Origin of the sequence: Nitrosospira multiformis, assembly GCF_900110185.1 — a bacterium.
Lineage (GTDB): Bacteria > Pseudomonadota > Gammaproteobacteria > Burkholderiales > Nitrosomonadaceae > Nitrosospira > Nitrosospira multiformis_A.
Genome location: NZ_FOCT01000041.1, coordinates 1 through 1,647, shown reverse-complemented (window position 1 = coordinate 1,647; position 1,647 = coordinate 1). Strand labels below are relative to the sequence as shown.

5 protein-coding genes are annotated in these 1,647 nt (G+C 53.5%); 3 read left to right on the top strand and 2 right to left on the bottom strand.

Annotated features, from left to right (window positions below; genetic code table 11):
• Positions 1–583: 583 nt before the first annotated feature.
• Positions 584–679, top strand: coding sequence for a hypothetical protein (locus BMY01_RS19000; RefSeq protein WP_439331422.1), 96 nt, complete (start codon positions 584–586; stop codon positions 677–679).
• The gene (locus BMY01_RS18995; RefSeq protein WP_439331421.1) at positions 651–803 is read left to right on the top strand and encodes an HU family DNA-binding protein; all 153 of its coding nucleotides are present in this window, start codon (positions 651–653) and stop codon (positions 801–803) included. Before BMY01_RS19000 ends, BMY01_RS18995 begins: the two co-directional genes overlap by 29 nt.
• A gap of 140 nt (positions 804–943) precedes the next feature.
• On the opposite strand, the gene BMY01_RS16880 is transcribed toward BMY01_RS18995, so the two are convergent.
• Positions 944–1,036, bottom strand: a complete 93-nt coding sequence (locus tag BMY01_RS16880; RefSeq protein ID WP_302848439.1) for an alcohol dehydrogenase catalytic domain-containing protein — start codon at positions 1,034–1,036, stop codon at positions 944–946.
• A gap of 310 nt (positions 1,037–1,346) precedes the next feature.
• Between BMY01_RS16880 and BMY01_RS17970 the strand changes: the two genes are divergently transcribed.
• Positions 1,347–1,499 (top strand): hypothetical protein, encoded by a 153-nt coding sequence (locus BMY01_RS17970; RefSeq protein WP_175463313.1) that lies wholly within the window; start codon positions 1,347–1,349, stop codon positions 1,497–1,499.
• A gap of 35 nt (positions 1,500–1,534) precedes the next feature.
• On the opposite strand, the gene BMY01_RS16875 is transcribed toward BMY01_RS17970, so the two are convergent.
• Positions 1,535–1,642, bottom strand: a complete 108-nt coding sequence (locus BMY01_RS16875; RefSeq protein ID WP_074749266.1) for an integrase core domain-containing protein — start codon at positions 1,640–1,642, stop codon at positions 1,535–1,537.
• Positions 1,643–1,647 lie beyond the last annotated feature (5 nt).

Sequence of the window (1,647 nt, the reverse complement as noted above, 5' to 3'; positions counted from 1 at the left end):
AAGTGAAAGTTCAAGAACCGAGAATCGAAAAAACTGATCCTCTCGCTCGGACTCTCCTCGCCTCGCCCCTGGGGGCGACGGGAGTGGGGAGACAGCCCTTGCCCTCACGGGAAAGGGTTGGGAATGGGTGGGGTAAGTAGCAGGCAATAAGCGGGACTAGAGCTTGCCGCGTATTCGTTTATCCCCCCACAAGTCCCCCTCACGAAACGTTGGGGGGATTGTGGGGGGATTGGCGCGGGAAGCACTGGGCCGTGCCGACGCAAAGGAAACTTAAGGGGAACTCAAGTGTGCCGCGGCCGCAAAGCTTTGCGGATCACAGACCATGACAGGCGAAGCGTACCGCCTCAAGTAATGGGCGGCTGGCTTGGTCTGTGACAAGCGGCAAACGAGAAATGGGAAAGTTTCGCAGCATTGCGAAAATCTCTCATAAACCGCCATTTCATTGATTCCTTATCCCGCCCGATTAACTGTTAAGCTGGCAGGAATTTGAAAACTAAAAGGGAAAAAGACTTATGAACAAGAATGAGCTTATCGAAGCCATAGCCGCTAAACCGGCTCCAGCAAGGCTCAAGCCGCCCGGACCGTGACAACATTGACCGAAACCATCACGGAGATCCTGCAGAAAGGCGATTCCATTTCCCTGCCGGGATTTGGGCACCTTCGAGGTACGCGAGCGTAGCGAGCGCACTGGCCGCAATCCCAAGACAGGCGAGCAATTGAAGATTGGCGCCTCCAAGGTGCCTGCATTCAAACCGGGCGCCACGCTCAAGGCGGCAGTGAGTGGGAAGGACGGAAAAGACTAATCGAAATCAGCACTACCCCCACTCCTGCGTAACCTTGCTTCCTTTCCCTCACGTCATCCTGGACCTGGAAACCACGGGTGGCACGCCTCTCTATGGCCGCATTATCGAGTTGCGCTCATCCGCTTGCAACTGCGCACGTTTCAGCCCACGGCCACGCGCTGCCCGATCTGCAACCCCTTCGCCTGTTCGCCTAGTTCGACTATTCGACCGACGACTTCATGCCCAGGTATCACTGGATAGCATTCAATCTGGAGGAAGAACTACAAAAGCGAGGAGGCGATACAGCAAGGCAATGGTGCCTTTTGGCTCCCATGTGGTGGAGGATGACCTCTTGATTACGGCCCAGAATCCCAAAAGCACCAAAAACCTGGGCTAGGCCATGGTCAAGAAGCTCAAAGAACTCAAGAAATAGATTCCTTGCCAAAGGAAATGTTTTTATGAACGCTCCAGATTGCCGATCTGGATGAAAAACGCAACCAGAAGGATAACGGACGCACTCGACAACCTTCTGAAGGATGCGCGCAATGGGGAGGAAAGGCTAAAATGCGCAACTATCGTTCGTATTACAGGGATAGCACAAGCGAGTTGAAAGTGATCGGTGGGCCTCCTAAAGAACAGGAACAGGAACAGGCAGAGACCCTCGTCGGGCTGGAAGCAAAGGAGGCAAAGGGGAAAGTGGAGACGCAAGACGTCTGAGGTGTGATAAGCACAACCTCGGCTGACCGAAAAAATTATCTCATTTTTTCAATCAAGCGTTCATAAGGCGTTTTTCCGCCCAAGCTTCCGTGAGGCCTGTGATAGTTATAAAAGGCCTCCCATTCAGCTAGCTTGGCGTTCAGGTCAA

Bases quoted from the DNA above. Each gene is read 5' to 3' on its own strand.
- BMY01_RS17970 (WP_175463313.1), top strand. From the start codon at position 1,347: ATGCGCAACTATCGTTCGTATTACAGGGATAGCACAAGCGAGTTGAAA.